Origin of the sequence: Streptomyces pallidus (ex Mingjun et al. 2026), assembly GCF_051550185.1 — a bacterium.
In the GTDB taxonomy this organism is placed as follows: domain Bacteria; phylum Actinomycetota; class Actinomycetes; order Streptomycetales; family Streptomycetaceae; genus Streptomyces.
Genome location: NZ_CP196181.1, coordinates 5,922,893 through 5,947,976, shown reverse-complemented (window position 1 = coordinate 5,947,976; position 25,084 = coordinate 5,922,893). Strand labels below are relative to the sequence as shown.

General features: G+C 70.6%; 17 protein-coding genes. 6 read left to right on the top strand and 11 right to left on the bottom strand.

The genetic code is table 11. The features are described 5' to 3' along the window. Nucleotides 1–5: 5 nt before the first annotated feature. The 4 genes from der to ACSHWO_RS26330 all read right to left on the bottom strand — a co-directional run bounded on the left by der (nt 6) and on the right by ACSHWO_RS26330 (nt 4,318). A complete protein-coding gene (der, locus tag ACSHWO_RS26345) occupies nt 6–1,466 on the bottom strand; it encodes a ribosome biogenesis GTPase Der (protein WP_361097956.1) in 1,461 nt (486 codons plus the stop codon). Between the two features lie 122 nt (nt 1,467–1,588). Further along, on the bottom strand, nt 1,589–2,284 hold the full coding sequence (locus ACSHWO_RS26340) for a lysophospholipid acyltransferase family protein (RefSeq protein ID WP_438315520.1): 696 nt from the start codon (nt 2,282–2,284) through the stop codon (nt 1,589–1,591). Beyond that, nucleotides 2,233–2,943, bottom strand: coding sequence for a (d)CMP kinase (cmk, locus tag ACSHWO_RS26335; RefSeq protein ID WP_438315517.1), 711 nt, complete (start codon nt 2,941–2,943; stop codon nt 2,233–2,235). The genes ACSHWO_RS26340 and cmk overlap by 52 nt, the downstream gene beginning before the upstream one ends. Before the next feature lie 286 nt (nt 2,944–3,229). Next, complete coding sequence (locus ACSHWO_RS26330; RefSeq protein WP_385849156.1) at nt 3,230–4,318, bottom strand: prephenate dehydrogenase; 1,089 nt, start codon at nt 4,316–4,318, stop codon at nt 3,230–3,232. A gap of 233 nt (nt 4,319–4,551) precedes the next feature. Between ACSHWO_RS26330 and ACSHWO_RS26325 the strand changes: the two genes are divergently transcribed. From ACSHWO_RS26325 to ACSHWO_RS26315, 3 genes are all read left to right on the top strand, one after another. After that, entirely contained in the window at nt 4,552–4,893 is a 342-nt protein-coding gene (locus ACSHWO_RS26325) for a DUF952 domain-containing protein (protein WP_361097968.1), read from the top strand. 132 nt (nt 4,894–5,025) lie between these two features. Further along, a complete protein-coding gene (locus tag ACSHWO_RS26320; protein ID WP_438315512.1) occupies nt 5,026–5,508 on the top strand; it encodes a Rieske 2Fe-2S domain-containing protein in 483 nt (160 codons plus the stop codon). Nucleotides 5,509–5,563: 55 nt separating this feature from the next. Next, complete coding sequence (locus ACSHWO_RS26315; protein ID WP_438315509.1) at nt 5,564–6,247, top strand: nucleotidyltransferase domain-containing protein; 684 nt, start codon at nt 5,564–5,566, stop codon at nt 6,245–6,247. A 74-nt stretch (nt 6,248–6,321) separates the two neighbouring features. On the opposite strand, the gene ACSHWO_RS26310 is transcribed toward ACSHWO_RS26315, so the two are convergent. Then, nucleotides 6,322–10,899, bottom strand: a complete 4,578-nt coding sequence (locus ACSHWO_RS26310) for an FG-GAP-like repeat-containing protein (RefSeq protein ID WP_438315506.1) — start codon at nt 10,897–10,899, stop codon at nt 6,322–6,324. A 521-nt stretch (nt 10,900–11,420) separates the two neighbouring features. Here ACSHWO_RS26310 and ACSHWO_RS26305 point away from each other — a divergent pair. The 3 genes from ACSHWO_RS26305 to ACSHWO_RS26295 all read left to right on the top strand — a co-directional run bounded on the left by ACSHWO_RS26305 (nt 11,421) and on the right by ACSHWO_RS26295 (nt 19,401). Continuing rightward, nucleotides 11,421–18,056: a polymorphic toxin-type HINT domain-containing protein gene (locus ACSHWO_RS26305; protein WP_438315503.1), complete on the top strand. Its 6,636-nt coding sequence runs from the start codon at nt 11,421–11,423 to the stop codon at nt 18,054–18,056. A gap of 3 nt (nt 18,057–18,059) precedes the next feature. After that, nucleotides 18,060–18,338, top strand: coding sequence for a DUF6959 family protein (locus ACSHWO_RS26300; protein WP_438315500.1), 279 nt, complete (start codon nt 18,060–18,062; stop codon nt 18,336–18,338). Nucleotides 18,339–18,441: 103 nt separating this feature from the next. Beyond that, a complete protein-coding gene (locus ACSHWO_RS26295; protein WP_438315497.1) occupies nt 18,442–19,401 on the top strand; it encodes an IS481 family transposase in 960 nt (319 codons plus the stop codon). Nucleotides 19,402–19,591: 190 nt separating this feature from the next. On the opposite strand, the gene ACSHWO_RS26290 is transcribed toward ACSHWO_RS26295, so the two are convergent. The 6 genes from ACSHWO_RS26290 to scpB form a co-directional block, all read right to left on the bottom strand. Continuing rightward, the gene (locus ACSHWO_RS26290; protein ID WP_438315494.1) at nt 19,592–20,659 is read right to left on the bottom strand and encodes an ADP-ribosylglycohydrolase family protein; all 1,068 of its coding nucleotides are present in this window, start codon (nt 20,657–20,659) and stop codon (nt 19,592–19,594) included. Then, nucleotides 20,656–21,399: an NUDIX hydrolase gene (locus ACSHWO_RS26285; RefSeq protein ID WP_438315492.1), complete on the bottom strand. Its 744-nt coding sequence runs from the start codon at nt 21,397–21,399 to the stop codon at nt 20,656–20,658. Before ACSHWO_RS26285 ends, ACSHWO_RS26290 begins: the two co-directional genes overlap by 4 nt. A 6-nt stretch (nt 21,400–21,405) precedes the next feature. Continuing rightward, nucleotides 21,406–22,518 (bottom strand): AAA family ATPase, encoded by a 1,113-nt coding sequence (locus ACSHWO_RS26280; RefSeq protein ID WP_438315489.1) that lies wholly within the window; start codon nt 22,516–22,518, stop codon nt 21,406–21,408. Next, nucleotides 22,515–23,147 (bottom strand): nicotinamide riboside transporter PnuC, encoded by a 633-nt coding sequence (pnuC, locus tag ACSHWO_RS26275; protein ID WP_438315486.1) that lies wholly within the window; start codon nt 23,145–23,147, stop codon nt 22,515–22,517. Before pnuC ends, ACSHWO_RS26280 begins: the two co-directional genes overlap by 4 nt. Nucleotides 23,148–23,246: 99 nt before the next feature. After that, nucleotides 23,247–24,440 (bottom strand): pseudouridine synthase, encoded by a 1,194-nt coding sequence (locus ACSHWO_RS26270; protein ID WP_438315483.1) that lies wholly within the window; start codon nt 24,438–24,440, stop codon nt 23,247–23,249. Continuing rightward, entirely contained in the window at nt 24,440–25,042 is a 603-nt protein-coding gene (gene scpB, locus ACSHWO_RS26265) for an SMC-Scp complex subunit ScpB (RefSeq protein WP_438319277.1), read from the bottom strand. The genes ACSHWO_RS26270 and scpB overlap by 1 nt, the downstream gene beginning before the upstream one ends. Nucleotides 25,043–25,084 lie beyond the last annotated feature (42 nt).

The following is a 25,084-nucleotide window of genomic DNA, read 5'->3' as shown; positions in this document are numbered from 1 at the left end:
ACCCGCTACTTCTTCTTGTGCTGGGCGCCGCGCTTCTCGCGCACCCGCACGGAGATGTGGATCGGGGTGCCCTCGAAACCGAACTCCTCGCGCAGACGGCGCTCGATGAAACGCCGGTAGCCGTGCTCCAGGAAGCCGGAGGCGAAGAGCACGAACCGCGGCGGCTTGCTGCCCGCCTGGGTGCCGAACAGGATGCGGGGCTGCTTGCCGCCGCGGATCGGGTGCGGGTGCGCCGCGACGATCTCGCCGAGGAAGGCGTTCAGCCGGCCGGTCGGGACGCGCGTCTCCCAGCCCGCGAGGGCGGTCTCGATCGCCGGGACCAGCTTCTCCATGTGGCGGCCCGTCATCGCGGAGACGTTGACCCGGGGCGCCCAGGAGACCTGCTGCATCTCGGTCTCGATCTCGCGCTCGAGGTAGTAGCGGCGCTCCTCGTCGAGCTGGTCCCACTTGTTGTACGCGATCACGACGGCGCGCCCGGCCTCGACGGCCATGGTGATGATGCGCTGGTCCTGGACGCTGATGTTCTCGCTGGCGTCGATCAGGATGACCGCGACCTCCGCCTTCTCGACGGCGGCGGCCGTGCGCAGCGAGGCGTAGTAGTCGGCGCCCTGCTGGAGGTGGACGCGCTTGCGGATACCGGCGGTGTCGACGAACTTCCAGGTGACGCCACCGAGTTCGATCAGCTCGTCGACCGGGTCGCGGGTGGTGCCGGCCAGCTCGTTGACGACGACCCGCTCCTCCTTGGCGACCTTGTTCAGGAGGGAGGACTTGCCGACGTTCGGGCGGCCGATGAGCGCGATGCGGCGCGGCCCGCCGAGCTGGCCGCCGCCGAAGGTCTGCGCCGGGGCCTCCGGCAGCGCCTCCAGGACGGCGTCGAGCAGGTCGCCCGTACCGCGGCCGTGCAGCGAGGACACCGGGTAGGGCATGCCGAGGCCGAGGGACCACAGCGTGGTCGCGTCGGCCTCGCCGGCCTGGCCGTCGACCTTGTTCGCGCACAGGACGACGGGCTTGCCGGCGCGGCGCAGCAGCTTGACGACGGCCTCGTCGCTGTCGGTGGCGCCGACCTTGGAGTCGACGACGAAGACGACGGCGTCGGCGGTCTCGATGGCGTACTCGGCCTGGGCGGCGACGGAGGCGTCGATGCCGAGGACGTCCTGCTCCCAGCCGCCGGTGTCGACGACCTTGAAGCGGCGGCCGGCCCATTCGGCCTCGTAGGTGACGCGGTCGCGGGTGACGCCCGGCTTGTCCTCGACGACCGCCTCGCGGCGGCCGATGATGCGGTTCACCAGGGTCGACTTGCCGACGTTGGGGCGGCCGACGACGGCGAGGACGGGCAGCGGGCCGTGGCCCGCCGCCTCGATCGCGTCCTCGACGTCCTCCAGGTCGAAGCCTTCCTCCGCGGCGAGCTCCATGAACTCCGCGTACTCGGCGTCGCCGAGCGCTCCGTGGTCGTGCTGGTCGTTCATGAAGTCCGTTCCTCGTCGTTCGTGGTGATCGGTGGCGGCCGGGCGGGGATCGCCGGGCGGGGATCCCCGCGGCGTCCGCGGGCGCTGCCCGCGGCGGCCGCCACTACTGGGTCAAGTCTCGCTCAGCGCCCGGTGAGGCGCTTGGCGTCGGCCAGGTGTGCCGTGAGCCTGCTCTGGATGCGGACGGTGGCCTCGTCCAGGGCGGTGCGGGTGCGGCGGCCGGTGCCGTCGCCCGCGTCGAAGGGGGAGCCGAAGACGATGTCGACCCGGCTCTTGAACGGCGGCAGCCCCCGTATCAGCCGCCCCTGGCGGTCGGTGCTGCCGAGGACGGCGACGGGCACGACGGGCGCGCCCGAGCGGACCGCGAAGTAGGCGAGGCCCGCGCGCAGCGAGGCGAAGTCGCCCTCCCCCCGCGTGCCCTCGGGGAAGATCCCCAGGGCACCGCCGTTCTCGAGGACCGCCAGCGCCTTCGAGATCGCGGTGCGGTCGGTGCCCGAGCGGTCGACCTTGACCTGGCCGATGCCGTCGAGGAAGGTCCCGAGCGGGCCGACGTACGCCTCCTTCTTGATCAGGAAGTGCAGCGGCCGGGGCGCCGTGCCCATGACCATGGGCCCGTCGATGTTGTGGGCGTGGTTGACGGCGAGGATGACGGGGCCCGAGGCGGGCACGCGCCAGGCTCCCAGTACCCGGGGCTTCCACAGCCCGTACATGAGCCCGACGCCGATCCGCCGGCCGACCGCCGCACCCTTGAGGGAGGGCGTGTCGCTCACTTGCGGCCCGCCCCCGCCCGCTGCTCCTCGACCAGGGTCACGACGCACTCGATGACCTGCTCCAGGGTCAGCTCGGTGGTGTCCACCTCGACGGCGTCTGCGGCCTTGGCCAGCGGGGAGGTCTTGCGGCCGGAGTCGGCCGCGTCCCGCTTGATCAGGGCTTCCCTGGTGGCGGCCAGGTCGCCGGCCTCCTTGCCGCGCAGCTCGCCGTTGCGGCGGGCGGCGCGGGCCTCGGCGGAGGCGGTGAGGAAGATCTTGAGGTCGGCGTCGGGGAGGACGGTGGTGCCGATGTCCCGGCCCTCGACGACGATGCCGCCCTCGTCGGTGGCGGCCGCGGCGATGGTGCGCTGCAGCTCGGTGATCAGGGTGCGGACCTCCGGGACGGCGCTGACGGCGCTGACCTTGGAGGTGACCTCCTGGGTGCGGATCGGGCCGGAGGCGTCGAGTCCGTCGACGGTGATCGTCGGCGCGGCCGGGTCCGTCCCGGAGACGATGGTCGGCTTGCCGGCGGCCACGGCGATGGCCTGCGGGTCGTCGGTGTCGACGCCGTTGCTGATCATCCACCAGGTGATGGCCCGGTACTGGGCACCGGTGTCCAGGTAGCGCAGCCCGAGCTTGGCGGCCACGGCCTTGGAGGTGCTGGACTTGCCCGTGCCGGAGGGACCGTCGATGGCGACGATCACGGCGGACGGAGCTGCGGTTTCCACGGTGCGGGCACCTTCCTGGTTGCGCGGGCGTGTCAGGGCGCGACAAAGCACCCCTGTCCAAGGTTACCGGCCCGCGCCACGAGCACCGCCCGCCCGGTCCCGGACCAGGGCCGCGGGGCGGGCGGGGCGGGGTCGCGACCCGGCCGGGGCGGGCCCGGAGCCCGGGCGGGGGGGCGGGGCGGGGAGCCCGGCCGGGGCGGGCCCGAAGCCGCGGGTGACTCCTGCTCGGCGACCGCCGGGGCCGCGGGTGGCGTGGCGCGGGTCGCGGGTGGCGTGGCGCGGGTGACTACTGCTGGCGCAGGGCCCAGCCGCGGTCGCGGAGCTCGGCCGTGAGGGCGGCCGCGGCCCGCGGCTCCACCATCAGCTGCACCAGGCCCGCCTGCTGCCCGGTGGCGTGCTCTATCCGGACGTCCTCGATGTTGACCCCGGCCCGGCCCGCGTCCGCGAAGATCCGGGCGAGCTCGCCCGGCTGGTCGCTGATCAGGACGGCCACCGTCTCGTACGCCATCGGAGCCGAGCCGTGCTTGCCGGGCACCCGCTCCCGGCCCGTGTTGCCGCGGCGCAGCACGTCCTCGATGCCGGAGGCGCCGTCGCGCCGCTGCTCCACGTCGGCGGACTCCAGGGCCCGCAGCGCTTCGACCGTGGCGTCCAGGTCGGCGGCGATGCCGGCGAGGACGTCGGCGACCGGCCCCGGGTTCGCGGAGAGGATCTCCACCCACATCCGCGGGTCGGAGGCGGCGATCCGGGTGACGTCCCGGATGCCCTGGCCGCAGAGGCGTACGGCGGTCTCGTCGGCCTCCTCCAGGCGGGCGGCGACCATGCTGGACACCAGCTGCGGGGTGTGGGAGACGAGGGCGACCGCGCGGTCGTGCGCGTCGGCGTCCATGACGACGGGCACGGCCTTGCAGAGGGCGACCAGCTCCAGCGCCAGGTTCAGCACCTCGTGGTCGGTGTCCCGGGTCGGGGTCAGCACCCACGGCCGGCCCTCGAAGAGGTCCGCGGTCGCGGCGAGCGGCCCGGACCGCTCCTTGCCGGCCATGGGGTGGGTGCCGATGTAGGCGGCGGTGTCCACGCCGAGGGCCGCCAGCTCCCGCCGCGGCCCGCCCTTGACGCTGGCCACGTCCACGTACGCCCGGGCCAGGCCCCGGCCGATCGCCTCGGCGAGGGTGGCGGCCACGTGGGCCGGCGGTACGGCGATGACGACGAGGTCGACCGGGCCGTCGGGCGCCTTGTCGGTGCCGGCGCCGAGGGAGGCGGCGGTACGGGCCTGGGCCGGGTCGTGGTCGGCCAGGTGGACGGCGATGCCGCGGGCGGACAGGGCGAGCGCCACGGAGGTGCCGATCAGGCCGGTTCCGATGACGGCGGCGGTTCTCACGGGCGCTCCAGGGGTGGCGGTGTTGCGTTACGGCACGTCAGGGCCAGCCTAGCCAGCGCCCGCGCCGTACCGGAAAGCGGAACGGATCGAGGCGGGGTGGGGCCCGGCGCGACGGACGAGGGCGGGAGGCGGGCGGGGCGGAGGCGGGACGGGGACGGGGACGCGGGCGGGGGCGGGCGGCGGTGCCGCGTCACGGGCGGATCGGGGGCGCGGGCTGCGGTAGAACGATCCGCATGATCTTCCACATCGTCCCGCTCGCCGACTGGACCGCGGCACCCGACCTCCCGTACGCCCCGCCCTCCCTCGACTCCGAGGGGTTCGTGCACTGCTCCGCGGACCGCCCGACGGCGCTCGCGATCGCGGACGCGCACTACCGGGACGTCCCCGGGCCGCTCCTGGCCGTCGAACTGGACGAACGGGCCCTGACGTCGGAGGTCAGCCGGGAGGGTGCATCGGGCGGCCGCTACCCGCACGTCCACGGCCCGCTGGACCGGGCGGCCGTGATCCGTCTCTGGGAGGTGGTCCGCCCGGCCGGGGGCCCCGCGGAGCTGGCCCCGTGGGAACCGGGTGCCTGATCCGGCGGCGCGGCGGGCTGCACCCGGGCCCGCCGCGCGCCAGGATGCTCCTCGCGAACCCCACCCCGCACCCGGCGACCCCGGCCGTCCGGCGCCCGGGCACCCGCCGCGGCCTTGAACGAGGAGCACCGCATGAGCAACCCGTCCCGACGCACCGTACTGGCGGCGGGAACCGTCGCCGCCCTGTCCGGCGCGGCCCTCACCGGCTGCGGCAGCGACGGCGAGGAGTCCGCGCAGACCCCGCCGAAGGGCGAATCCCCCGAGGCCGCCACCCCCGCCCCCGAGGGCACGCCCGCGGCATCGCCCACGACGGGCGGTGACGCGTCGGAGGCGCTCGTGCAGGCATCGGCGGTGCCGGTGGGCGGCGGCACGGTCGTCACCGCCAAGAAGCTGGTGGTCACCCAGCCGTCGGCCGGGACCTTCCGCTGCTTCACGGCGGTGTGCACGCACCAGGGCTGCATCGTGAACAAGGTGGCCGACGGCACGATCGACTGCCCCTGTCACGGCAGCAGGTTCAACATGTCGGACGGCGCGGTGGTGCACGGCCCGGCGACCCGCCCGCTGGCCCAGAAGAAGATCACGGTCTCCCCGTCGGGCGCCATCACCCTGGCCTGACCCCGCCTCCTTAATCCTTTCGCGGGACGGGCGCCCGGACGCATACCCTCCCGGAATGGACCAGCACACCCTCGTACGCGACCACACGGTCTACGCGTGCGTCATGGGCTCCCGGGCGTTCGGCCTGGCGACGGAGTCGAGCGACACCGACCGGCGCGGCGTGTACCTCGCCCCGACGCCGCTGTTCTGGCGCTTCGAGAAGCCGCCGACCCACGTGGAGGGTCCGCGGGAGGAGCAGTTCAGCTGGGAGCTGGAGCGGCTGTGCGAGCTCGCCCTGCGCGCCAACCCGAACATCCTGGAGGTCCTGCACTCCCCCCTCGTGGAGACCCTCACCCCGGTCGGGGAGGAGCTCCTCTCGCTCCGCGAGGCGTTCCTCTCCCGCCGGGCCCACGCCACCTTCACCCGGTACGCGGCCTCGCAGCACGCGAAGCTCCGGACGGACGTCCGCATCCACGGCGCCCCGCGCTGGAAGCACGCCATGCACCTGGTCCGGCTGCTGCTGTCCTGCCGCGACCTCCTCCGCACGGGCCGCCTGACGATCGACGCCACCCCGCACCGCGACCGCCTCCTCGCCCTGAAGCACGGCGAACTGACCTGGCCGGAGGTGGAGTCCTGGATGACCCGCCTGACGGAGGAGTCCGAAGCGGCCCTGACCACCACCCCCCTCCCGGAGGCACCGGACCACGCCCGGGTGCAGTCCTTCCTCGTCCGCACCCGCCGGGCTAGCGCCGCGCCCTGACGGGCACCCTGTCAAAGGGACCGGCCCGGACTGAGAACAGTCCGGGCCGGTCGATCGGGCGTGCCGTGGAGGGTTCAGCGGTGCGTGACGAGCACGTGCGCGTCACCGGTGCGGGATCCTGCGATGCCCGCCAGAGCCGCGTCGAAGCCCGGCTTCACCCAGCCCTGCCACGAGCCGTTCACGTAACGGACGTTGTGGTAGGCAATGCCGTCGGGTCCCACGGAGACCAGCTGCGCGTCACCGGTGGACATCCCCGTGATGGCCACACTGGTGGCACCGTCCACTCCGCCGATCGGGTTCCAACCCTGCCAGCTGCCGTTGAGGAACCTGGCGTCATGGTATTGACGGCCGTCGTTGCCCACGGCCACGACCTGGGCGTCGCCGCTCGGCATGCCCGCAATGGCCACCGAGGATGCCACGAAGTTGGGAGCCCCGCCGTATCCGTTCATGGTGTTCCAGCCCTGCCATCCGCCGTTGACGTAGCGCGCGTTGTGGTAGAGCTTGCCGTCCAGCCCGGTGATCACGACCTGGAGATCGCCGTTCGGCATGCCCGTGGCGGCAACCGCGCGGGCGCTCCAGTTCGACACCGGGTTCCAGCCTTGCCAGGTTCCGTCACGGAACCTGGCGTTGTGGTAGATCCGTCCGTCGCCCCCGATGGAGATGACCTGCGCGTCGCCGTTCGGCATGCCCGCGATGGCCTCTTCCTTCGAGGTCCAGGTGGAAGAGCCGCCCGTCCCGTCGACGGCACCCCAAGCGGTCCAGGTACCGGTCGTGTAGCGGGCTCGGTGATAGAGCTTGCCGTCGATTCCGGTGCCAAGTACCTGCGCTGATCCGTCAGGGGTCGTGGTGATGGCCTGTTCGCTTCCCTGGAAGTAGCCGGCGCTGCCGACTCCGTCGAGGGGGCTGAAGGGGGCCCAGTCCCCGGCAGTGGACCGGATCGAGTGGAAGAACGCCCCCGTGGGAGCGGGGTGTGTGTCGGCACCGGCCTTCACCACGCCGAGCGGGATCCACCCGTTGGTGCTGGCCTTGTCGCCGCCGTTCCAGGCGTAGACCTTCGCGCTCTCGTTCGTTCCGGCCAGGATGTAGTCGGCGTTCGCGTCCGCGGTGAAGGCACCGAACTGCACCAGCTGGTGGTTGGTCGTGAAGCCGGCAGTGACCTGGCCAAGGGCCTGCCAGCCCCCGGCGCCGTCGCCTCCCTTGTTGAGGAGGACCTCGACGCCGCCGTCGGGCTTGATGCGGTGGTAGTCGGCCTTGCCGTCACCGTCGAAGTCCGCCCAGCGGACGGCTGCACGGTCGGCGGTCAGGCCGGTGGTGACCTTGGCGGGGGCCTGCCAGCCGCCCGCACCGTCGCCACCCTTGTTCAGCTGTACCGTCACCTCGCCGGAGTCTCCGAACGTGAAGCGGTCGGACTTGCCGTCGCCGTCGAAGTCGGCCAGCCGGACCATGGTGGGATCGATGGCCGGTCCGGTGTGGACCTTGCCGATGTCCTTCCATCCACCCTTGATGCCACCGCCCTGGTTGAGCTTGACGGTGAGGGAGCCGTCGGGGTTGAGGAGCTGGTAGTCGGCCTTGCCGTCGCCGTCGAAGTCGGCCAGCCGGACCCGGGTTCGTTCGTCGCGCGTCGCGTCGAAGACCTTGCCCAGCCACTTCCAGCCGCCGTTGGTGTCACCGCCGTAGTTCACCCACACGGAGAGGGAGCCGTCCTCGCCGAACAGGTGGTAGTCGAGCTTGCCGTCACCGTCGAAGTCTGCCCAGCGGACACGGTCGTGGGGGTTGCCGACCTCGTTGCCGGCCACCGTGACGTGGGCCTGCTGGGTGTCTATGACGAACTCGGCGCCGAAGGAGTGACCCGTGGCGTCAGGTGCCTTGGCCGGCCACCCGGAGACCTTGTTGTCGGCCTTGCGTGCCCAGAGGTCCGGCAGACCGTCGCCGGTGATGTCGCCGACCGACCCGATCGTCGGGTAAGCGGCCTCGCCGAACCCTGATCCGATCTTGACCCGCGTGGCTGCGTTGCCCCAGGTGGTGAGGTCGAGGTTGCCGTCCGGCCCCTTGGTCCCGTGGGAGCGGAACAGATCACCGGTGGTGTTGTCACGGAGCCAGAGGTCGGGGACTGCGTCCCCGTTGAGGTCACCGGGCGCGATGACCGTGAACCGGTCCCAGTCGCCGCTGCCGACCAGGACCGGCTCGCCGCTTCCGGCGAGCTGGTTGATGTCCGGGAAGTACGCCCAGAGCTGCTTGCCCTGCCTGACCAGGAGGTCGGCCACCGAGTCGCCGTTCAGGTCACCCGGTGTGACGATCTGTTCGGCGTTGTACCAGTGGTCGTTCCCGTTCCAGTCGTCTCCGTAGTCGCAGCCCTCGGCCGGGTTCTTCACGGGGCAGTCGACCTCGAGCTCGATGGGGTTGTGCACGGTGCCCAGGCCGTCGTTGGAGTAGGCCCACAGCTTGTTCTTCTGCGCGTTCCCCACGTACTGCAGCGACACGAGGTCGTTGGAGCCGTCGCCGTCCCAGTCGCCCAGGGAGGCGACGCGGGCCCCGGTGAAGGCCAGCCCCTGGGAGGCGGCCGACGCGGTGAACTTGGAGTTGCCCTGACCGGTGTAGGCATAGAGCTGGCCCTTGGCGTCCGCGGACCAGATGTCGCGGAACCCGTCGCCGTTGATGTCACCCGGACCGTCGACGGTCGCGGTGCGGGCCGCGCAGAAGTGGTAGGTGCTCGTGTCGGAGCGGTTGCCGGCCTTGTCGACGCTGTACGCGTGGACGAGGTGCGGACCCGTGCCGGGCGGGACGAGGACGGCGCTGGCCCCGGGTACGACCGACCGCAGACGCGAGTCGAAGTCGGAGTAGTACCAGATCTCCTTCACGTCGGTGACGCCGTTGGCGCCGAAGGTGAACGTACCGGGGGTGCGGGCCTTGCCCGTGGACGCCGGCCAGCTCTTCGAGCAGTCGGGGAACTGGGCGGAACCCACCACGGGCGGCGTGCTGGGCCGGCTGCGGTCCACTTCGAAGGAGCACGAGGCGGACCACTCCGACGAGGCCTCGTCCTGGTCCTTCGCCCGGATCCGCCACGAGTAGGTGCCGCCGGCCAGGGCGTCGTCGGGGACGGACCAGGTCACGACCCTGCCCTTGAGCGCCGGAACCGCCTGCTTCGCGATCGGGGTGGCCTGGCCGGTTTTGTACAGCTCGAACTCGGCCTGCAGGTTTCCGCCGTCGGTGTCGTCGAGTGTCGCGAACAGGCTGATCCGTGCGTTGCCGATCAGCCCTCCCTCCGTGCAGGAGGTGGACGGCGACGTGCCCATGCCCGCCGGGGCGTGCGGGGGGTTGTTGTACTCGGTCTCCAGCGTGATCGTCTTCGGGTCGAAGCGCTTCCACTGGTAGACGTCGCCCTCGTTCGGCGCGTAGAGGCCCAGGGTCACGGAGGACCAGCCGTTGGCGGCCGACTCCTGTGCTGCCCTGGTCGCGTCGAACTCGAGGTTGCCCGCGGCGCAGGACGATCCCCAGCCCTTCGCGTCGGTAACCGTGTCGATCCGGCGGACCTTGCCGGGCTGGTTGTTCCACGTGGTCGACGGGGAGATCGGACCCGTCTGCCACAGTTCCACGGGCGTCTTGGTGCAGGACCAGGCCCACGTCTCCTTGACGCGGAACGTGGACTTGGTGACCTTGGCGCCCTTCAGGTTGGACGTGTCGAGCTGGAAGAAGGAGCGGGAGAGACCGTTGGTCTCGCTCTCGTAGCCGACGCGGACGTCTTCCTTGGTGTTCCAGTACGACTTGTTGGGCCAGGCGCGGTAGGCCCACGCCCAGTTCTGCCGCTCCCCCCAGGCGATCGACGGGTCGATGTACACGGGGTACTTCGTGGAGCTGTCGGCGAGGAGGGACTGGTCCGGCTTGATCTCCAGGCTGCCGCCCGCAACGGTCGTCGGCATCTGCGCGTTCTTCGCCCCGGACGGCGCCACGAACGCGTCGGCCGGTGCCGGCACAGCGCCCCCGTCGGCGGCCGCGGCGCGCGCAGCACCGGCCTTCGCCTGCGGAGCGGCCGCAGCGGTAGCGGCGCCTGCGGTCGTCGTCGAGTCCCACATCATCGGGGCGGATGCCGTGAACACGGTCTGGCCGACGGGGTTCGCGGCCTTGATCAGGCCGGTACCGGCATCGGTCGACACGTTCAGGCCCACGGTGTCGAGCTTGAACCTCAGGGTGGCCAGTTCGGGGTTCTTCGCCGCGGCCGCCGTCTTGACGACGAGGAGCTGCGAGAAGCCCTCGACCTCCGCCTTGAGCTGGAGGTCCACGTCGGGCAGCACGTTCGCGTACGTGGCTACGTTCCCGGCCAGGGTCGGCTTGGGCAGCGCCTTGGCCCAGGTGAGGGACAGCGTACGGCCGTCCTTCACCCCGGACAGCAGCGGCCCGGTGCCGCCGCCCGAGAACCTCACGGAGACGGGGGCCGCCTTGGAGACGACCGCACCGTCCGCCGCGAACTGCAGCGTCGGGTCGACCGGCACCCAGGCCGCACCGCGACGCACGCGCACGGTGGTCCCGTAGCGCTTCACCGTCCACTTGCCGGTCGGCAGGGCCCACGTGTCCGATGACGGAGTACGGGCCGAAACCAGCTCATAGGGCTGGCCGGTTTCTTTCGCTTTCTTGAGGGCGAAGTCCTCTTTGCTCATAGAGCCGTCCGCCACGGGATCGGTCGATACCGCCGCTGCGGCCGGAGGGGCCGCGCCAGCCAATCCGGAACCTATTATTCCCCCCGTGAGGACCAGCGAGAAACCGGCCAGAAAAAGGCCGTTTCCGCGCAGACCCCGGCGGGATCTCCTTCTGCTCACACAAACCCCCACACATAAAGCCCAGGTATATCCGGCGCGACTCTACCGGCCCTGACCGACACGCCGACCACGCCCCCACCTGCACCTTCGAGGCATCCGTGGCATCGATGTCCGACATTGGGGCACTTGATCACCTTTATATTCCTTGGATGGCATCGCAGGGGATTTGAGAGATCTGACGAAGTGTCCGACTTGTCGGGCGACCCTGTTAGTCTGCGCTCGCCTATTTCTCAGAACAGCAATTGGGGTGGGGTGTGAGAAGATTTCGCGTGCGAGGATTTTCGGCAGCATTGGCTGCCGTTGTTCTCGCCGGTGTGCTGCCCGGTGCAGCCGTAGCGGCAGAGGCCAAAAACGGCCCGCCATTGCCTGGACTCAAGCAGCCGAAGGCGGTCAAGGTCACGAAGGTGGCCACCGGCGGTGCCAAACGACCGGACGCGGCCGCCCGGGCTTCCAAGGACAAGCCGAAGGCCGACTGGCCTGCCGCGGGCTCGGGCGAGGTGTCCCTGGCCACCGGCGGCCCGGCGGGCAAGCTACCCGTCTCGCTGGCCCCGGCGGACGCGGGCTTCTCCAAGTCCGCGCTCCTCAAGGCCGCCCCGACGGCCGGGGTCGACGATCCGGGTCGGGTGAAGGTCTCCCTGACCGGCAAGGACGCGGCCCGCAAGGCCGGCGTCGACGGCGTCCTGATGTCGCTCACGCGCACCGACGGGCCCGCCGGCGCCGTCCCGGCCAAGGTCGAGGTGGACTACAACGCGTTCCGCCAGGCCTACGGCGGCGACTACGCAGCCCGCCTGCACCTGGTGGAACTTCCGGCGTGCGCGCTGACGACCCCCGAGCGGGCCGAATGCCGCACGCAGAAGCCGCTGCCGACACGGAACGACACGACCAAGGGCAAGGTGTCCGCCCAGGTCACCACCGCCGGCGGTGCCGGGTCCGCGCCGAAGTCAGCGAAGATGGCGATGTCCGCCGCAGCAGCCGCCTCGGGAGCGACGGTACTCGCCGCGACGGCGGGTGCGGCCGGTTCGACGGGCGACTACAAGGCCACGTCCCTCCAGCCGTCGGGATCCTGGAACGCGGGCGGCTCGACCGGCGCGTTCTCCTGGTCGTACAAGGTCGACGTACCGACCGTGCCCGGCGGCCTCGACCCAAGCATCTCCCTCGGCTACTCCTCGCAGAGCGTGGACGGGCGGACGTCCGCCTCGAACAACCAGGCCTCCTGGATCGGTGACGGCTGGGCCTGGGAGCCGGGCTTCGTCGAGCGCAAGTACAAGTCCTGCGAGGACGACAAGACCGGCGGCACGAACACCACCAAGGTCGGCGACCTCTGCTGGTTCAACGACAACGCCACCCTGTCCCTCGGCGGCAAGTCGACCGAGCTGGTCTTCGAGAAGGACAAGGGCTGGCACCCGGCGTCCGACTCGGGCGAGAAGGTCGAGAAGCTGACCGGCGCCTCCAACGGCGACAACGACGGTGAGCACTGGAAGGTCACCACGACCGACGGCACCCAGTACTACTTCGGCCTCAACCGCCTGCCGGGGTGGAAGGACGCCACGACGCCGACGACGAACTCGGCGTGGACGGTCCCGGTCTTCGGCAACCAGGCGGGAGAGCCCTGCTACAACTCCTCCTTCGCCTCAGCCTGGTGCCAGCAGGCCTGGCGCTGGCAGCTGGACTACGTGGTCGCCCCCGGTGGGGACGCGATGGCGTACTACTGGAGGACCGAGACCAACAACTACGGCCGCAACGTGTCGTCGACGACCGGCAAGGCCACGGTCACGCAGTACGTCCGCGGCGGCTGGCTGGACCACATCGACTACGGTCTCCGCTCCGACTCCGTCTACACGGCGAAGGCTGCGGGCCAGGTCCTCTTCGAGGTGGACGAGCGCTGCCTGAGCGGCTGCGGCACCTTCGACGAGACGAACGCGAAGAACTGGCCGGACTCCCCGTACGACCTGTTCTGCAAGGACGGCTCGACGGAGTGCAAGGACAGGTACTCGCCGACGTTCTGGTCGCGCATGCGCCTGACCGGCATCAAGACCCGGCTGCTCACCGGCGGCCTGTACCAGGACGTCGACTCCTGGTCCCTGCAGCAGAGCTTCCCGCCCTCGGGCGACGGCATCTCGACCCCGATGTGGCTGAAGTCCATCACCCGGACCGGCAAGGCCGGCGACGGCCCGGACATCACGCTGCCGCCGGTGACGTTCGCGGGCGAGCAGCGCCCGAACCGCGTCGACAAGACCGGTGACGGCCTGGCCCCGTTCGTCCGCCTGCGCGTGTACCAGGTCACCACGGAGACGGGCGGCACCATCGGCGTCACGTACTCCCAGCCCGAGTGCACGGCGACGACGCTCCCGAAGCCCGACGAGACGAACACGACGCGCTGCTACCCGGTGAAGTGGGCCTTCGAGGGCGACACGGCGAAGCTGGACTGGTTCAACAGCTATGTCGTGACCCAGGTCGTCGAGGGCGACAACCTCGCCGACTCCCCCGACAAGGTGACCTCGTACGCCTACCTGGGCGGCGCCGCCTGGGCGAAGAGCAACGACGAGTTCACCAAGGCCGAGGACCGCGTGCACTCCGTGGCCCGCGGCTACGAGAGGGTCCAGACCCGCACGGGCGCCGCGAACGACCGCAAGACCCTGTCCGAGACCCGCTACTTCCGGGGCCTGGACGGCAAGGAGGTCAAGGACTCGGCGGGCGTCGCAGTGGTCGACCGCGACGAGTTCGCGGGCATGCCGCGCGAGACGGCCACCTACAACGGTGACGACATCGCCGAGCTGGTGACCGCCACCTCCTCCACCCCGTGGCGCTCGGCCGCAGTGGCCACCCGCAAGCGGACCGGCCTGCCGGACCTGGTGGCGTACAAGACGGGCACGGAGAAGCAGTCCACCCGGACGGTGGTGACCGGCGGCGTCCGCACCGTGGAGTCGACGAGCCACTTCGACGACTACGGCATGATTGACTCGGTCTCGGAGACCGGTGACACGGCCAAGTCCGGCGACGAGAAGTGCACGACCACCTCCTACGCCCGCAACACCGACACCTGGATCCTGAACAGGATCAACCGGGTGGAGACGGTCGCCGTTCCGTGCGGTACGACCGTGAACCGGCCGACCGACGTCGTCAAGGACGTCCGGACGTACTTCGACAACGGCACACTGGGCGCCGTCCCCGGACCCGGCCTGCCCACGAAGATCGAGACGATCAACTCCAAGGGCGACGGCTACGACCTCGTCTCCTCGGTGCCGAGCACGTGCGGCACCGCGAAGAACCAGCTCTGCTACGACGTCCACGGCCGCCAGCTGGCCTCCGCGGACCCGTACGGGCAGGTCACGACGACGGTCTACGCCCCGGTGACGGGTGAGGCCCCGACGTCCCTGGTCGTGACGAACCCCAAGGGACACGTCACCACCTCGGTCATCGACCCGCTGCGGGCCCAGCCCCGCCAGGTGACCGACGCGAACGGCAAGGCGACCACCACCGAGTACGACGCGCTCGGCCGCGTGGCCAAGGTCTGGGCACCGAACCGGCCCGTGGCCGCCAACCCGGACTCTCCGACCCGCAGCTTCGACTACCTGATCCGCAACGACGGCCCGGTGGTCGTCACCACGAAGTCGCTCACCCACGACTACAAGTACGCGGTCGCCTACTCCATCCAGGACGGCCTGCTGCGCGAGCGGCAGACCCAGACGCAGTCCCCCGACCTGGTGGGTCGTCTGATCACCGAGACGTTCTACAACACGCTCGGCCAGGCGTGGCGCACCTCGGGCAGCTACTACGCCGACGGGGCTCCCTCGGCACAACTGGTGACGGGCCAGGAGACCGCCTACCCGGCGTCCACGGACACCGAGTACGACGGTGCGGGCCGTGCCACGGCCGTCATCGCGAGGAAGTTCGGGACGGAGACCAAGCGCACGACCACGACGTACACGGGTGACACGACCACGGTCGTCCCCCCGCAGGGTGGCACGGTGTCCACGACCGTGGTGGACGCCCTGGGTCGCACGGTCGAGCTGAAGCAGTACACGGATCCCGCACGCACGGCTTCGCAGTCGACCACGTACGCCTACGACAAGGCCGGCCGACTCGCCCAGGTCACCGACCCGAGCTCGGCGAAGTGGACGTACACCTACGACGTCAGCGGCCAGCAGATCGAGTCGTCCGACCCGGACAAGGGAGTCACCAAGACCGCGTACGACGCGGGCGGCCGTCCGACCGACATCACGGACGCCCGCAACATCACCCTGCACACCGACTACGACGAACTCGGCCGCCCCACCGCGGTCAAGCAGGGCGCGACCACGCTCACGTCCACGGTGTACGACACGGTGGCCAAGGGCCAGACGACGAAGTCGACGCGCTACGTGGACGGCAAGGCCTTCGAGTCGGAGGTGCTGTTCTACAACGACCTGTACCAGCCGCTGACGACGAAGGTCACCATCCCGGCCACACCCGACACCGGGGCTCTGGCGGGCACCTACCAGTGGACCCAGAGCTACAACCTCACCGGCCAGCCCCTGGCCACGAAGCAGCCGGCGATCGGCGACCTGCCCGCGGAGACCGTCGGCAACACGTACAAGTCGGTTTCCGGCCTCCTCAACAGCATGGGGGCGGGCAACAGCCGCCTGGTCACGGCAATGACGTACGACCACTACGGCCGCGGCATCCGCCAGGAGCTGGGCGCTGCGGGCCAGCGCCTGTACCGGACGACGGAGTACGACGAGCACACGGGTGAGGTCACCCGCGTCTTCACCGACCGCGACGTCGCCCCGCAGCGGATCGAGGACACCAAGTACGGCTACAACCCTGCGGGTAGCCTCACGTCCATCGCAGCGGCCTACGGCCAGGACGCCACCCGCACCACCGACACCCAGTGCGTCACCCTCGACTCCCTCAACCGCATCTCGGAGGCGTGGACCAACAGGGGCGAGACGTGCGCGCCGACACCGTCGGCGCCCGTGATCGGCGGCGAGGACCCGTACTGGACGTCGTACACCTACGACGCGGTCGGCAACCGCAAGACGGAGACCAAGCACAAGACGGCCTCCGGTCCGACGGCGGACACGGTCCGCACGTACGCCGCTCCCACTGCGGGCAAGCACGACCTGCCGAAGGTCACCCAGACCGGCACCGACCCGCACGACGAGACGTTCACCTACGACGCCTCGGGCAACACCAAGACCCGCAAGACCAGCGGGAGCGCCGAGACCCAGTACCTGACGTGGGACGTCGAGGGCCACCTCAAGTCCCTCGACCAGGGCACGTCCAGCAGCACCTTCCTCTACGACACCGCCGGCCAGCGCCTGCTGCGCAAGGACTCCACGGGCACCACGCTCTACCTCCCCGGTGGCAACGAACTCCGCCAGGACAAGTCGGGGGCCGTCAAGGGCACCCGCTACTACGGCAGCGTGGCGATGCGGGAGAACGGCAAGCTGACGTTCCTCCTCGCCGACCACCACGGCACCGGCACGGCCCAGATCACGGCGGACGCCACCCAGACCGTCACCCGTCGCAAGACGGGCATGTTCGGCGAGGAGCGCGGCCTCAAGCCCACCGGTTGGGCGGGCGACAAGGGCTTCGTCGGCGGAACCAAGGACACCGACAGTGGCCTGACCCACCTCGGCGCCCGCGAGTACGACCCGCTGATCGGCCGCTTCGTCTCGGTCGACCCGATCATGGACCTGACGAAGTCGCAGCAGATGCACGGCTACGTCTACTCCAGCAACAACCCGGTCTCCCTCAGCGACGCCTCGGGCCTCCAGGAAACCGACTGCTACCACGGCCTCTGCGGCGGCCACTACAACCCCCGCGACGACAACCTAGACGTGGACGACCCGGCCCGCCCGAAGGCGATCACCGGCAGCTACTACACGTACAACAAGTACCGTCGCCCCACCCTGCTGGAGAACGACTACGGCCTGTCCATCCGCCTGCCGAAGAAGAACCAGCAGAAGTTCATCCAGATCTACATCAAGCACTACCTGAAGGAGACCCAGAAGTTCCACCTCGGCTTCTCCGAGCAGGATGACTGGATCAACAAGACGCAGGCCATGATTGACGCCTGCGACCAGCTCGGCTGCGAGGAGCTGGGTTGGTACGTGAAGCAGCACGGCGACGCTGTCTCAGCGGTCTACGGCCTCGGCTTCGGCGAGAACGTCAACATCAACGGCGCCTCCCCGAAGTGGAAGGCAGACAACCGCGGAAAGATCCCGACTGGCAGGCAGGGCGGCTGCAAGTGCTTCTTGGCCGGCACCGAGGTCCTGATGGCCGACGGAAGCACGAAGAAGATCGAGGACGTGAGGCTCGGTGACGAGGTACTCGCCACCGACCCCCGCTCCGGCGAGACCGGCAAGCGCGCAGTTACCCGCGTCATCGTCACGGAGGACGACAAACAGTTCAACAAGCTCTCCATAGCCACCGAACAGGGAGTCCAAGAACTAACCGCAACCCACGAGCACCCCTTCTGGTCCCCCTCCGAGAACGCCTGGCTGGAAGCCCGCGACCTGAAGCCCGGAATGTCGCTCCTGACAGCTGAGGGAACAACGGCCATCCTGACGTCGAACCACCCGTTCGACCAGCACGCCAAAACCTACAACCTGACGGTCGAAGACCTCCACACGTACTATGTGCTGGCGGGCGGCACTGCTGTACTAGCCCACAATTCTTCATGCGAACCAATTGTGGCTAATGGAGCCTCACTTGAGGGTATTTCAGTGTCTGAGATGACGCGAATCCAGAATGCCGCTAACAGTAGAGGTGTGAGCATCGCGGTTGTCGGCAGTCGGGTCAAGGGGCCGAGATCGGAGAGCAATCCACGCGGATATCATGCAGAATCAGACTGGGACTATGTAATAACAGGAATAAATGCCCGAACAAAAAGCAGGATCTCAAGCTCTCTGCCAAAGGCGGATGTATCTCTCGGCAGGGGAAGAAGGCAGGACATTTTCACCGGCGAGCTGGTGGAGACCGAGCCTTACGTGTTGTTCCACCCCCAGAGGTAAATAATGCAGCATCATGAGAACGGAAGCCGTCTTCTGGCGGTCGAGGGAAACTACGCCATCATTCAGGTGGAGGGCAGGAATTTTCCCGCCGCCGCCATACAGGGAGACTCCCTCAAGATCCTCCAAGAGGCCCTACAAGAACTCGCCAACTCTCTCGATAACGGCGACATCACAGAAGCGCGCTTTCCTTTGGAAGAAGTGAAAGTAGCAATTGAGGAGTTGCTTGGACTGTACGAGGAAACTTCTCGGCGGCTTGGCTTCAAGTTGCCCTACATGCCCTAGCTGTACTGATCACGAGCGTTGTTAACAGCTGGCGGGGCTTGATCATGGCGAAGACCTCCGGTGTGGTGGAGGTGTCTAAGCTGCACCGCACACGGAGGTCTTCGTGTCCCACCGTAATGCCCGCCTGACTGTGCACGGCAGGCGGATCCTCGTCGAACGCATCATGTCGGGGCGTCCGGTCGCGCATGTCGCAGCCGAGACGGGCATATCAAGGCCCACGGCCCACAAGTGGCTCCGCCGCTGGAAGGCCGAAGGCGAGGCGGGCCTAGCCGACCGCTCCAGCCGGCCCGGCGCCACCCCGCACCGGACACCTTCCACGGTGGAAGGCCAGGTTTGTGACCTGAGGCGGACCCGCAAGCTCGGCCCCGCGCGGATCGGCCCGATCCTCGGGCTGCCCCCGTCCACCGTGCACCGCATCCTGGCCCGCCACGGGCTGAACCGCCTGGCCTGGCTCGACCGCCCCACCGGCACCGTGATCCGCCGCTACGAGCGCAACCGCCCGGGCGAGCTGGTCCACGTCGACGTGAAAAAACTCGGCCGGATCCCCGACGGAGGCGGCTGGCGCGTCCACGGACGGCAGGACGGCTGCCGGGACCGCGGCCGCCGCATCGGCTTCGACTACATCCACTCCGCCGTCGACGACCACAGCCGCCTGGCCTACAGCGAGGTCCACCCCGACGAGAAGGTCGCGACCTGCGCGGGCTTCCTCACCCGCGCGGCCGCGTTCTTCCACACCCACGGCATCACCCGCATCGAACGGGTCCTGACCGACAACGCGTGGGCCTACCGCAAGGGCCTGGCCTGGAAGACCGTCCTGGCCGAACTCGGCGCGACCGGCAAGCTCACCCGCGCCTACCGGCCGCAGACGAACGGCAAGGTCGAACGCTTCAACCGCACCCTGCTCGACGAATGGGCCTACCTACGGCCCTACACCTCAAACACCGAGCGGACCGAAGCCCTGGCAGACTTCCTGCACACCTACAACCACCACCGCTGCCACACCGCACTGGGCGGACACCCGCCCATCAGCCGCGTCAACAACGCTGCGAGTCAATACACCTAGCCGACCAGCGTCGGACAGCGGCTTCCGGCGGGTCCTCCTTCGAGTAGACGGCCTGCTCCACCAGTGCGCCGAAGCGTAGGGGCCGTCCCCGCCTCACGGCAGCGTCAGCGGCTCTTCCCACCGTTACACCCGCCCGTTTCCGGCGTGATCTTCAGTACGCCGAAGGGGTATCACCTGAGGGTCCTGCCGGCTATGCCGGACAGGGCCTCAGGGCTGTTTCAGACTCCCCCCGGGCGTCCCAGAGGGCGGCGAATGTGAGGAGGTCCTCGCGGTATTCGATGGCGGAGGTCCACTCCTGCGGCCAGGCCGTGGCGCCGAGGTGGGCTCCTGCGAAGGCGCCCGCGAGGCAGGCTATGGAGTCCGAGTCGCCTGCGGTGCAGGCGGCGCGGCGGAGGGCCGTCAGGGGCTCGTCCGGGAAGAGGAGGAAGCACTGGAGGGCGGTGGCGAGGGCTTCTTCCGCTATCCAGCCTTCGCCGGTGGTGAGGCAGGGGTCCGTTTCCGGGGACGGGTTGCGCAGGGCCGCCGTCAGGCGGTCGAGGGCCGACAGGCATTCGTCCCAGCCGCGGGCCATGAAGGATTCCGGGGTGGCGTCCGAGGCGGTGCGCGTCCAGAGGTCGCCCAGCCAGCGCTCGTGGTAGCGGGTGCGGTTGTCCAGGGCGTACGAGCGGAGCAGGCCGACCAGGCCCGTGACCTCCGCGCCGCGGGACAGGAGGTACACCGCCCTCGCCGTCAGGTCCGAGGCGGCCAGGGCGGTGGGGTGGCCGTGGGTCAGGGCCGACTGGAGCTGGGCGGCGCCGGCGCGCTCCTCCTCCGTCCAGCCGGGGACGAGGCCGATCGGGGCCACGCGCATGTTCGCGCCGCAGCCCTTGGAGCCGGTCTGGCTGGCGTCCCGCCAGTCCCGCGCCCGGTCCTGGAGGAGGTCGCAGGCCCGCAGGCAGGTGTTGCCGGGGGCGCGGTTGTTCTCCGGGGACCGGTACCAGGCCACGTACTCCTCGCGGACCGGGGCGGTGAGGCTCTCCGGGGTCAGCGGGCCGCGGTCCGTGGCCGTGCGGATGGCGCGGGCCAGGGCGAGGGTCATCTGGGTGTCGTCCGTGACGATCGCCGGTCGCGGCAGGCGCATCTGCCGCCACGGGCCGGTCTTCGCCAGGATCGTCGGGACGTCGTTGAACTCCGTGGGGAAGCCCAGCGCGTCCCCGAGGGCGAGGCCCAGGAGGGAGCCCGTCGCGGCGCGTTTCGTCGCCTTCACCGTCGTCGTCATGTCGTCAGGGGTCCTTCCGTGGGCGTCGGGCGGAGCAGCGGGGGGTGCAGGGCGGTGGCCGGGCCGGCCCGGTAGAGGGCGGCCGGTTTGCCGCGTCCTCCGGTGAGGCGGGCGGCTCCCGGCACGGCTTCGACGAAGCCGGGGGTGGCGAGGACCTTGCGGCGGAAGTTGGGCCGGTCCAGGGCGGTGTCCCAGACCGTCTCGTAGACGGACTGGAGTTCCCCGAGGGTGAACTCGGGCGGGCAGAACGCGGTGGCCAGGCAGGTGTACTCCAGCTTCGCGCCGACCCGGGAGCGGGCGTCGGCGAGGATCACCGCGTGGTCGAAGGCCAGCCGACCTGTCTCCCCCACCGGCACCCAGCGGGCGCGGTCCGCGTCGCCGCCGCCCCCTTCCGCCGGTTCGGGCATGTCCGGGACGAGGGCGGTGAAGGCCACCGACACCACCCGCATGCGGGGGTCCCGGTCCGGGTCGCTGTACGTGCGCAGCTGCTCCAGGTGGAGGGCCGCGACCACCGGCTCCGGCAGGCCGGTCTCCTCGGCCAGTTCGCGGCGGGCCGCCGCCTCCGCCGATTCGCGGGGCAGGACGAAGCCGCCGGGGAGCGCCCAGGCGCCCGCGTACGGGTCCTGCCCGCGCCGGATCAGCAGGACGTGGAGGGCGCCGTCGCGGACGGTGAGGACGGCCAGGTCGACCGTCACCGCGAAGGGGGCGAAGGCGTACGGGTCGTAGGACGGGTCGGTCATCGTCCGTCAGCGCCTTTCCGGGAGGGGGGCGGTGAAGTGCCAGCCCTCGGCGAGGAGTTCGTCGACCGCCTCGACCGCCGTCCGCAGGCGGGTTTCGCGGTCACCGCGGATGATCACGTGGCGCCGGCCGGTCCGGTTCAGTTCCGCGCGGAAGCGGTCCGTCATCCACGGCCGCAGGTGCGGGCCGTCGCGCAGGCCGTCGTCCTCGAAGGGGACGTCCGCGTGGTCCGTCAGCAGGTACAGGTCGCGTCGGCGCAGGGCCCCGATCCGCTCGACCTCCTCGTTGCGGCCGCCCGTGTACCGCTCGTGCCAGATGCCGGTCGCGAAGGAGTCGGTGTCGCAGAAGAGGACGGGCGAGCCGGCGCGGGCCGCCCGCTCCTCGTCCTCGTCCTGGCGGCGGGCGATGACCGGGAACTCGTCGGAGGTGAACTCCACGTCCTCCCAGGTCGCCGCCGGGTCTGCGGCGCGGGCGGCCGCGAGCTTCTCCTCGCTGTACCGGCGCCCGTACTCGGCGACCCAGCCCGTCTCCGCCCACACCCCGCCGCGCCCCCGGTAGTGCTCGGCGAGCGCGCGGGACAGCGTCGTCGTCCCGGTGGACTCGGCGCCGAGGACGACGACCCGCCGGGCCAGCGCGCCCCGCACCGCCGGGCCCAGGTGCTCCCAGCAGCGGACGGGGTCGGCGCGGACGGCGGTCCCGGAGACGGGGAAGCGGGTCCGGTCGGGGTCGACGAGGACCTCCTCGGCCCCGAACCGCCGGGCGAGTTCCGTCCCGTACTCCTCCGAGGTGAAGACGGCGTCCACCGGCTCGGGCACGGCGCCCCGGAAGACCGCCATGTGCGCGTCCCAGATCGCCGGGTCGTGCAGGTCGACCGGGATGTCGTCGACCGCGCCGACGACCCGTACGCCCGCCTGCCGGTGCGTCTCGCGCATCCAGGCGACCCGGTCGGCGAGCGGCACCGACTCCACCGAGGCCGCGCACACCAGCACGGTCAGCCGCTCGCACTGCGCGGCCGCGCTGTCCACCAGGTGGTGGTGGCCGGCGTGCGGCGGGTAGAACTTGCCCAGCACCAGCCCGTGGGCGTACCGCCGGGCCGTGCCGCCGCTCGTACCGCCGCTCATGCCGCCGCCTCCGCGGTCGTGCGCCCGGCGGCGCCCGGCAGCGTGCGCCGCCAGCCGACGAGCCCGGCCACGCACAGCGCGAGGAAACCGACGTAGAGGCCGGCGGTCAGGTACAGGCCCTTGTACGCGTACAGCGGGATGTAGACCAGGTCGGCGGCGATCCACAGCCACCACGATTCGACGAGTTTGCGGCACTGGCCGTACGTGGCCGTGAGCGAGAGCCCGGTGGTCAGCGCGTCCCAGAACGGGACGGTGGAGTCGGTGGCCCGGTCCAGCAGCAGCGTGAGGGCGAGCACCCCCACCGCCCCCGCCGCGGCCAGTGCGGCCCATTCGGTGCGCGTGGTGCGGCGCACCGGCAGGACCCCGGCGGTTCCTGGTCCACCCCCGTGGGTCCAGGACCACCAGCCGTACGCGGCGAGGGCGATGAAGACGATCTGCAGTCCGGCGTCGGCGTACAGGCCGGACTGCGCGAACAGCACGATGAAGAAGACGTTGTTGGCGATGCCGACCGGCCAGTTGGCGACATGCTGTCGGGCCACGAGCCAGACGCACAGCGCCCCGGTGGCGAACCCGAGAACTTCGGTCCAGCTCACGAGAGCATCGACCCCCCTCACTCCTTTTATAGTCATCCTGACTATAAACAGGGCCGGGGGTGTCGGGCAAGCAAAAAGCCCGCAGTGCCACAGGGCACTGCGGGCTCCGTCGCGACGGGCCTGGGCGGCTCCGTCCTACAGGCCGACCTCGCGCATCAGCATGCCGACCTCGGTGTTGCTGAGGCGGCGCAGCCAGCCCGACTTCTGGTCGCCCAGCTCGATCGGGCCGAAGGCGGTCCGGACGAGCTTCTCGACCGGGAAACCGGCCTCCGCGAGCATGCGGCGGACGATGTGCTTGCGGCCCTCGTGGAGGGTCACCTCGACCATGTAGTTCTTGCCTACCTGGTCGATGACGCGGAAGTGGTCGGCGCGCGCCCAGCCGTCCTCCAGCTCGATGCCGTCCTTGAGCTTCTTGCCGATGTCGCGGGGCAGCGGGCCGGTGATGTGGGCGACGTACGTCTTCTTCACGCCGTACTTCGGGTGCGTGAGGCGGTGGGCCAGCTCACCGTGGTTGGTGAGGATGATGACGCCCTCGGTCTCCGTGTCGAGACGGCCCACGTGGAAGAGCCGGGTCTCGCGGTTGGTGACGTAGTCGCCCAGGCACTGCCGGCCGTCCGGGTCCTCCATGGTGGAGACGACACCGACCGGCTTGTTCAGCACGAAGAACAGGTGCGACTGGGTGGCGACGGTCAGACCGTCGACCTTGATCTCGTCCTTGGGCAGGACCCGCTTGCCCTGCTCGGTGACGATCTCGCCGTTGACCTCGACGCGGGCCTGCTCGATCAGCTCCTCGCAGGCGCGCCGCGAGCCCATGCCGGCCCGGGCGAGCACCTTCTGCAGCCGCTCGCCCTCCTGCTCGGCGCCCGGGAAGGTCTTCGGGGTCCTGATCACCGGCTTGTCCGCGTACCGGTCGCGGACGCGCTCCTCGATCCGGGCCTCGAACTCGCGCGACCGGGAGGGGCCGCCGTAGCCGGCCTCGCCGCGCCGGGCGCCGCCGCCCTGGCCGCCGTAGCCGCCCTGACCGCGCTGGCCGCCGCGGTAGCCGCCCTGGCCGCCCTGGGAGCTGCCGGGCTTCTTCGGGCCGCCCTTGGCGCCGCCGCGCGCGGCCGCACCGCGGGAGCCGCGGGTGCGCTCGCCCTCGGGGCCGACGTCGTAGAGACGCTCCTCCGGACGCGGGCGACGCGGGCGCTGCGGGGCGCCGCCCGCCCTGTCGTCGCGCGCGTTGCCGGCGCCGCGGTAGTTGCCGCGCCCGCGTCCGTCTCCGCCCTTGCGGCTGCCGCCGCCGCCCGTGTTCCGGTTGCCGCCGTTGCCGTTGCCGCTGCTTCGCATCAAAGTTCCGTCGTCTTGTCGTCTTCTTCGGTGTCCGGTGCGTCCGGATCGAACGACGGAACACCTTCCTGCGTCTCAGCTTCGATCGCGTCCGCCTCGGGGAGGAAGGGCGCGAGCTCCGGGAGCTCGTCCAGGCCGCGCAGGCCCATCCGCTCCAGAAAGTAGTTCGTCGTCCTGTACAGGATCGCACCTGTTTCGGGTTCCGTGCCCGCCTCGGCCACCAGACCCCGCTGGAGCAGGGTCCGCATGACCCCGTCGCAGTTCACTCCGCGCACCGCCGAGACCCTGGAGCGGCTGACCGGCTGCCGGTACGCGACCACGGCCAGGGTCTCCAGGGCGGCCTGGGTGAGGCGGGCCTGCTGCCCGTCCAGGACGAACCGCTCGACGGCGGCCGCGTACCGGGGGCGGGTGTAGAAGCGCCAGCCGCCCGCGACGAGCCGCAGCTCGAAGCCGCGCTGCTGGACGGTGTACTCGTCGGCCAGCTCGCGCAGGGCGGTCGCGACCTCGCGGGGGGTGCGGTCGAGGACCTTCGCGAGGTGCGCCTCGGTCGCCGGCTCGTCCACCACCATGAGGACGGCCTCCAGTGCGGGCTTCAGCGCCATCCCGGCGACGCCGCCTCCGGTGTCGTCGGTGTCGTCGGTGTC

What these genes read in the sequence shown, in the direction of transcription:
- ACSHWO_RS26270 (WP_438315483.1), bottom strand. Translation starts at nt 24,440, where the DNA reads ATGCGAAGCAGCGGCAACGGCAACGGCGGCAACCGGAACACGGGCGGC.
- ACSHWO_RS26300 (WP_438315500.1), top strand. Translation starts at nt 18,060, where the DNA reads ATGCAGCATCATGAGAACGGAAGCCGTCTTCTGGCGGTCGAGGGAAAC.
- der (WP_361097956.1), bottom strand. Translation starts at nt 1,466, where the DNA reads ATGAACGACCAGCACGACCACGGAGCGCTCGGCGACGCCGAGTACGCG.
- ACSHWO_RS26280 (WP_438315489.1), bottom strand. Translation starts at nt 22,518, where the DNA reads ATGAGCGGCGGTACGAGCGGCGGCACGGCCCGGCGGTACGCCCACGGG.
- ACSHWO_RS26320 (WP_438315512.1), top strand. Translation starts at nt 5,026, where the DNA reads ATGAGCAACCCGTCCCGACGCACCGTACTGGCGGCGGGAACCGTCGCC.
- ACSHWO_RS26325 (WP_361097968.1), top strand. Translation starts at nt 4,552, where the DNA reads ATGATCTTCCACATCGTCCCGCTCGCCGACTGGACCGCGGCACCCGAC.
- ACSHWO_RS26315 (WP_438315509.1), top strand. Translation starts at nt 5,564, where the DNA reads ATGGACCAGCACACCCTCGTACGCGACCACACGGTCTACGCGTGCGTC.
- ACSHWO_RS26285 (WP_438315492.1), bottom strand. Translation starts at nt 21,399, where the DNA reads ATGACCGACCCGTCCTACGACCCGTACGCCTTCGCCCCCTTCGCGGTG.
- ACSHWO_RS26290 (WP_438315494.1), bottom strand. Translation starts at nt 20,659, where the DNA reads ATGACGACGACGGTGAAGGCGACGAAACGCGCCGCGACGGGCTCCCTC.
- scpB (WP_438319277.1), bottom strand. Translation starts at nt 25,042, where the DNA reads ATGGCGCTGAAGCCCGCACTGGAGGCCGTCCTCATGGTGGTGGACGAG.
- pnuC (WP_438315486.1), bottom strand. Translation starts at nt 23,147, where the DNA reads ATGACTATAAAAGGAGTGAGGGGGGTCGATGCTCTCGTGAGCTGGACC.
- ACSHWO_RS26310 (WP_438315506.1), bottom strand. Translation starts at nt 10,899, where the DNA reads ATGAGCAAAGAGGACTTCGCCCTCAAGAAAGCGAAAGAAACCGGCCAG.